The organism is Gemmatimonas sp. (genome assembly GCF_041689975.1).
Taxonomy (GTDB): Bacteria; Gemmatimonadota; Gemmatimonadetes; order Gemmatimonadales; family Gemmatimonadaceae; genus Gemmatimonas.
On the sequence record NZ_JBDNFF010000193.1, the window covers coordinates 1 to 6453 of the forward strand.

The 6453-nt window shown below is 63.8% G+C and carries 7 protein-coding genes, 1 tRNA gene and 1 pseudogene; 4 read left to right on the top strand and 5 right to left on the bottom strand.

Features of this window, described 5'->3' with window-relative positions; translation table 11 throughout:
* Positions 1-255 precede the first annotated feature (255 nt).
* Complete coding sequence (locus ACESNG_RS12190) at positions 256-1194, top strand: hypothetical protein (protein ID WP_373069173.1); 939 nt, start codon at positions 256-258, stop codon at positions 1192-1194.
* Between the two features lie 107 nt (positions 1195-1301).
* Here the strand turns inward: ACESNG_RS12190 and ACESNG_RS12195 are convergent.
* Positions 1302-1372: transfer RNA gene (locus ACESNG_RS12195), tRNA-Cys, on the bottom strand.
* 122 nt (positions 1373-1494) lie between these two features.
* Here ACESNG_RS12195 and ACESNG_RS12200 point away from each other — a divergent pair.
* From ACESNG_RS12200 to ACESNG_RS12210, 3 genes are read left to right on the top strand one after another with little or no spacing between them, the layout of a single operon-like run.
* Entirely contained in the window at positions 1495-1977 is a 483-nt protein-coding gene (locus ACESNG_RS12200) for a MarR family winged helix-turn-helix transcriptional regulator (RefSeq protein ID WP_373069175.1), read from the top strand.
* Positions 1978-2036: 59 nt separating this feature from the next.
* Positions 2037-2699, top strand: a complete 663-nt coding sequence (locus ACESNG_RS12205) for a nitroreductase family protein (RefSeq protein ID WP_373057827.1) — start codon at positions 2037-2039, stop codon at positions 2697-2699.
* An 11-nt stretch (positions 2700-2710) separates the two neighbouring features.
* Entirely contained in the window at positions 2711-3349 is a 639-nt protein-coding gene (locus ACESNG_RS12210) for an LON peptidase substrate-binding domain-containing protein (protein ID WP_373069177.1), read from the top strand.
* 59 nt (positions 3350-3408) lie between these two features.
* Here the strand turns inward: ACESNG_RS12210 and ACESNG_RS12215 are convergent, their stop codons facing one another.
* The 4 genes and pseudogenes from ACESNG_RS12215 to ACESNG_RS12230 form a co-directional block, all read right to left on the bottom strand.
* Positions 3409-4176, bottom strand: coding sequence for a hypothetical protein (locus ACESNG_RS12215; protein WP_373057823.1), 768 nt, complete (start codon positions 4174-4176; stop codon positions 3409-3411).
* Entirely contained in the window at positions 4173-5096 is a 924-nt protein-coding gene (locus ACESNG_RS12220; protein WP_373057821.1) for an ABC transporter ATP-binding protein, read from the bottom strand. The genes ACESNG_RS12215 and ACESNG_RS12220 overlap by 4 nt, the downstream gene beginning before the upstream one ends.
* Entirely contained in the window at positions 5093-5956 is an 864-nt protein-coding gene (locus tag ACESNG_RS12225) for a hypothetical protein (RefSeq protein ID WP_373069179.1), read from the bottom strand. The genes ACESNG_RS12220 and ACESNG_RS12225 overlap by 4 nt, the downstream gene beginning before the upstream one ends.
* Positions 5953-6453, bottom strand: a pseudogene (locus tag ACESNG_RS12230) (ABC transporter ATP-binding protein); the annotation flags it as partial. The gene ACESNG_RS12225 and the pseudogene ACESNG_RS12230, both read right to left, overlap by 4 nt.

A 6453-nucleotide genomic window follows, 5' to 3' on the forward strand; every position in this document is an offset into this window, starting at 1 on the left:
CGACTGTCCGCATTTGGAGACAGCGTGCGCGTCTTCAAAGCAGGGAAGACCGACGACATGGTCGGAGCCAAAGCAACGTAACGGGTGCAAGGACAAGCACTTGCAGTCATCTCGACACCATTCACGGCGTGGGTCGCTTTCACCGCGGTACCTGGCACCGCTCATGCCCTGTACCCCGGTGACTACTGCTCTTTGGAGGAGCACATGACACTACCTCGTTCGACCGCCTCTCGTGTCCGCCGCTCGGTCGTAACTATGCCGGTAATCGCCGGGCTCTTCGTCGCCGCGACGCGCGCGGGCGCCTTACCAGCCCCTCTCGCTGACCGCTCCAGTCCGGTGCGCAAGGCGGTCGAGGCCCGCGCGTCCGTGAATGACGGTGACCGGTACGGTGACCGCTCTCGTCGTGATCGCGCGCTGTTCACGTGGACCGGACGCGTGGATCGCGAAGTCTTGATTGTGGTGCGCGGTCGTGACGTGAGCACGCGCGGTTTCGATGCCGGATTGCCGAATCGTACGCGCGTGAATTCCGCGCTCCCGCGCACGAACGCCAACGTCGTCGTGGAGATGAACGATGGACGTGGCGATGTGGACGTCATTGAACAGCCGTCGGCGCGCAACGGGTACCAAGCCGTGCTGCGGGTGCGAGACCCGCGCGCCGGGGCCGACAACTATCGCCTCACCGCTTACATCGACGGCCGCGACGACGTTTACGATCGCCGCGATAGAGATCGTGGCGACGACCGTGGCAATAACGGCAACGGTGGTGGATGGGGACGCGGCGGCCGTCGTGACGGCGAGCCCTCTCCGGGCAACGGCCGAGGAAAGGGCCGCGACAACAACCGCAATGACCGCAATGGCGGTTACGACGATCGCGGCCGCAACGATCGGAATGGTGGTGCCGGCTCGCTGAACTGGAGTGGACGCGTCGACGACGTGGTCGAGATCCAGATCTCCGGCCGGCGCATCGACGCCATTACCCGCAGCGGCGTCCGCGTCAGCGAGGTGAACGCAAACATCGGCGGCGGTGGACTGCCCAACCGGAACGTGAACCTGCAGATCGATCAGCGCTCAGGCCGCGGCAGCATCGCGGTCATCCAGCAGCCTGGAGCGTGGAATGGCTACACCGCGATCATCCGGATCAACGATTCCCGCTCCGGCGCCGCGTACTACGATTTCACCGCGTACTGGGAGTAGCCCCGAGGCGCAGACCCTAAAAACGAAGCGGGCGACTCCCACCTGGGAGCCGCCCGCTTCCGCAAACTCAAAACTCCAAACCCAGAACTCAAAACTGCAGTTCTCAGAGGCGCCGGTCGGAATCGAACCGACGGTGGGAGATTTGCAGTCTCCTGCCTTACCACTTGGCGACGGCGCCCTACCTGCACTGCGCAGGCAGCACGGCAATGTATCCACCGCGCCCCGCCATTGGTAGCAACCCGCACGTGTACACAAATGGATTGGATTGACAATCTTTGTTTTAACAGATATATTATTGGAATGACCACCGTCACTCTCGAACACGCACGACACGACTCGAGCGCGAAACCGACCGCAACGCCCGCGCATGCGGTGCATGCCCTGCGCACGGCCGCCGCGCACGTCGAACGAGCGCTGGCGTGGGCGCTCGAGCCGTTCGGCATCACCACCGCCCAGTTTGAATTGCTCCAGGTGATCGAACGCCACGGTAAGAGCGGCGCCGGCTGCAGCGAACTCGGCAGGCACTTGGCCGCACCGGGACCGGATGTCACCAGAATGCTCGACAGGCTCGATAGTGCTGGCTTAGTGGCGCGCAAGCGCGATAATAAAGATCGTCGAGTCGTGCACACGGAGCTTACCGAGAAGGGTGAAGAGCTCATCACGAACGCGGGGCCCGCCGTCCAGCACGCGGAGCTGTCAGTTCTCGACGGCCTCGCCGACAGTGAGCGCGCACAGCTCGCACTCCTTCTCCAAGGTGTTCGCCGGAATTGTCCGGGGAACTGAATCTTTTGCCGTAACGTTTGTTATAACGACAGACGTCACACCAACAGGGTTCTACTAAGATGATTACATCCGATACCACGGCCACGGCGCTGCTCAGCGCGGAGTATGCCATCTCCACAGAGCGCATCTCCGCCGCCGACGCGGCCATGACGCGTCACTCGGTGCGCTCGTATCTCGACATCCCCGTCAGCGACGACGAGCTGCATTCGCTCCTCGCGCTCACCTCACGCGCACCCTCGGCTTTCAATCTCCAGCCGTGGCGCTTCATCGTTGTGCGTGATCAGGCCGTCAAGGACGCGCTCAAAGACGCGGCCTACGGACAGAAGCAGGTCGGTCAGGCCCCGGTCGTGATCGCCCTGTACGCCGATATGGACGACACCCTGGCCAACCTCAGCGAGGTCGTGCATACCGACCTCACACCCGAAAAACGCGCCAGCACCATCGCGATGCTCGAGAAGAACTTCGGTGGCATGACCCCCGAAGCGCGCGCCAACTGGGCCAATGGCCAGACCAACATCGCCCTCGGCTATCTTCTCCTCATCGCCAAGGCGGAAGGCTTCGACACTTCGCCGATGCTCGGCTTTGAGTCCGATCGCGTGAAGGCCATTCTCGGTATCCCGGCCACTGCGACCATTACCGCAATCGTGGCCCTCGGCCGTGGCGCTGACGACGGATTCCGTTCGCATCGTCATGCCGTGGAGCGAACGACCACCTTTCGCTAGATATTTCCGACGTGACTGATCTCCTGCTTCCCATCTTCCCGCTGGGTGCCGTGCTCTTCCCCGGCACCCTGATGCCGCTGCACCTCTTCGAACCGCGCTATCGGCAGATGCTGGCCGATGTACGCGAGGGCGATCGGCGCTTCGGCATCATCGCCGCGCTTCCCGGCGTCGCCGAAGGCGACTTGCCGGCCGGACGCATGGGCTGCGTAGCAGAAGTCACCGAGGTTGAAGTCATGCCCGACGGTCGCGCCAATATCATCGTGATGGGCCGCGAACGATTCGCCCTCAATGCGTTCGTCGAACACGACGCACCGTATCACGTCGCTACTGGCACCATCGTGATCGACGACACCGGCGCCTTACCCGTCGCGCTCGCAGTCGCCGCTGACGAAGTGGTCAGCAACTTCAAGCGCGTCGTGCAGGCCGTGCGTACGCTCAACGACGACACGAATCCGCTCCCCGATCTTCCCGACGACGCCGCGCAAGTCGCGTGGAGCGTCGGCGCCATGATCGATCTCGATCTCGAAAGCCGATATCGGCTGCTGGCCGAGCGTTCGCCCTCCGCGAGACTGACACAGATCGACAATGTGCTCAAGAAGGCAATTCCCGACCTCGAACTACAGGCAGCGATAAAGCAGAGTAAGCAGTAGGGCGTGAGGGGTACGAAGCAGTACTCCCTACCCCCGACTCCTCACCCCTTACTTCGCAGTTATCGTACGATCCGCGGCCGTTGAAGGCGTCTGCCCCCGATGTAGATCGAAGCCACCACCAACACCGCCGCGCCGATCAACGAGGCCGCGAGCGAAGGGCCGTTTTGCAACGCCTTCTCGGATGATTCCGTGAGCGCCGACGCCACGGACAGCGTCCACTGACGCACACTGAGATAGCGCAGCGCGGGGAAGGTCGAGCTGAGCGCGCCTTCCCAGAACAGCACGTACACCAAGCCAGCCACCAGCGCCCGTCGTGTCAGCAGCGCGAGTGCGGTGAACAGTGCGGCATACGTGACACCGCCGAACAACACGGCAACTGTGAACGCCGTCGTCACGTTCTCCGGATTGCTGCCGTTGGCCGCGATCGCACCAGTGCTCCACACGGCGAACGCCGACAACAGCCCGGTCGCGATCGACGCATACATTACACGTACGCAGGCAATCCACCAGCGCGGCGTCGTGGTGGTCACGAGATAGAGCAACGTGCCATCTTCTGTTTCCGCGCTGAACGCGCTGGTGCCCAGCAGCAGCGCGATGAGTGGCGTCGCCAGCGTGCACACCAGCGTGTCATAGCGTTGCACGAGAAACGCGACCGGATCGCCACTCAAACTGCCGCGCGACGCAAAAGCCAGCGCGAAGAGTACCGGCAGCAACAGCAGTCCGCTCACGCCGAGTACCAGCGCGACCGAAAACGTGCGGGCCCACGCCAGCTGAACCAGCACACGCGCCGTCGCCAGCGGCGAGACACGACCGTAGGCGACGCTCATCTGGCCACTAGGTAGGCGAACACGTGCTCGAGGGATTCGTCGGTGGGCTGCACTTCGAGCAGCGTGATCGACGCCTGTTGCGCTACGACACCGATATGATGCGCAAAACCGGTGTAGTCGATCGCACGCACGATCAACGCGTTCGCTTCGAGATCGACACCCATCACCGTCGGTGACGACAGCAGCGCCGACGCCAACGCACGATCGTTCGTGGACCGGACACGCACGGTGTGCGGACGGTCGGTCATCATGCGCCGCAGCGTGCGATGGTCGCCGCTCGCCGCGAGGCGTCCGGACAACATCACCAGAATGCGCGAGGCCACACCTTCGATCTCTTCGAGAATATGTGAACTGAGCAGCACCGCCGTGCCGTCACTCGCGCGCGCTTCCAACAGTCGCATCATATGCATGCGCTGCCGCGGATCGAGTCCATTGAACGGCTCGTCGAGCAACAGCAGCGTGGGCTCGTGTACGAGCGCCGCCGCCAGCTTGGTACGCTGCCGCATGCCTTTACTGAACTCGCCCACTTTGCGGTCCGCCACCGTGTCCATCTCGACGTTGGTCAAGGCACGGAGCGCGGCCTGCCTGGGATCGCGCAAACCCAGCAGTACCGCACGTGCCTCCACGAATGCACGCGCCGAGAGCATGCTCGGCAGCGCTTCTCGTTCGGGCACCAGTGCCACCTTGCGAAAGATCGACGGACGTTCGAGCGGCGATTCACCGTACACCCGCACCGTGCCGCTCGACGGCGGGAGCAATCCCGCCGCCATCTGCAGCATCGTACTCTTGCCGGCGCCGTTTGGACCCAACAATCCACTGATGCCCACATCGATGGAGCAGGTCACGTCGTTCACCGCCACGACATCGTCGTACCAATGCGACACGCGGTCGAACGCCAGCGGTACCGTTTGGTCGCTCATACGCGCACCCGACGCAGACGCCAGAACGTGGCCAACACGCCGGTTGCACCGAGCGAAAGTGCCAATACGGCGAACATCCACAGCGGCGGCGGCGGTGCCAACTCCATCGCGCGATTCTTCTCGCCGAACAGAATCAGTGCCATCTTCTGCAGCGAGCGCAGCGGATCGATGAACCCGGACACGTCGGCCGAGATACCGGCCAGATCATCGAGTCCGATGGATACCGCCGCCGCCACGAGAAACACGCCGATCACCGACGCCGTCGCGTATGCGCGGCGCGGCGTCATCGACGCCATCGCCGCACCGATCGATCCGATCACCCACGCGGTGAGCGTGGCCTGCATCAATACCGGCCCGGCTTTCGTACCCATCTTGCGAAACGCTGCGGCCGGATCGACCGCAATACCGATTTCGCCGATGTACAGCAACAGCAGCGGCGCCGCGCACACCACCAGCAGCGCACAAAGCACCGCGGCGATCCGCGCGCTGGCGTACACGTCGCGCGTCACGTCACGGGTGAGAATCAGCGGCAGCACCCGGTGCTGTTGGTCGTGACTCATCACCTCGGGCGCCTGAGCGGCGGCGAACAACACGAACAGAATGAGCTGCGCTTGAATCAAGGTGCCGTACGTGATCGGGAGCTGCCCCTTGGTGGCCGACGAAGCGGCCAGCACCGCAAGACAGGGCAGCATCGTGGCCGCCAGCACGAACGCCGGCACCGCCTTCGACTTGAGCGGACGACCGAATCCGAACATCGCTCGGAATCCTTGCGCGAACAGCGCACGCCACGCCCCGCACACGCCTTCACGCGCGCCTTCGTAACGTCGATAGCCGAGGTCGTGGATTGTCGTGTCGTTCATGCCACCGATCCCGCGAACAGGTCTTCGAGATGCCCGCGACGCCGCTCGATACGGAGCAGTCCCACACCGGTCGCGACGGCGACATCGCGCACGATGTCGTGCGTAGCAAACACGCGCGCCACACTCACGGCGTCATCGCCGTTCGGCAGGTCCACTAGGGCGCGCCGCAGGTCGCGCTGCACCACCAGCCCCTGCGCGGTCAGCGCGGCACAATACGCGTCCACATCGCCGTCCACTTCCACCAACAGCGTGCCCATTTCGCCAGTGAGCGCGCCGAGTCGCTCCGCACGCACGAGACGCCCTGCTTCGATCAGCACGATGTGATCGCAGACGCGCTCGAGTTCTCCCAGCAAGTGCGACGACACCAACACCGAGATCCCGAACTCGCGCCCCGTGCGCTGAATCAGCGCCAGCATCTCGTCGCGTCCGGCGGGATCGAGTCCGTTCGTGGGCTCGTCGAGCACCAGAATGCGCGGATCGTGCACCAGTGCCTGCGC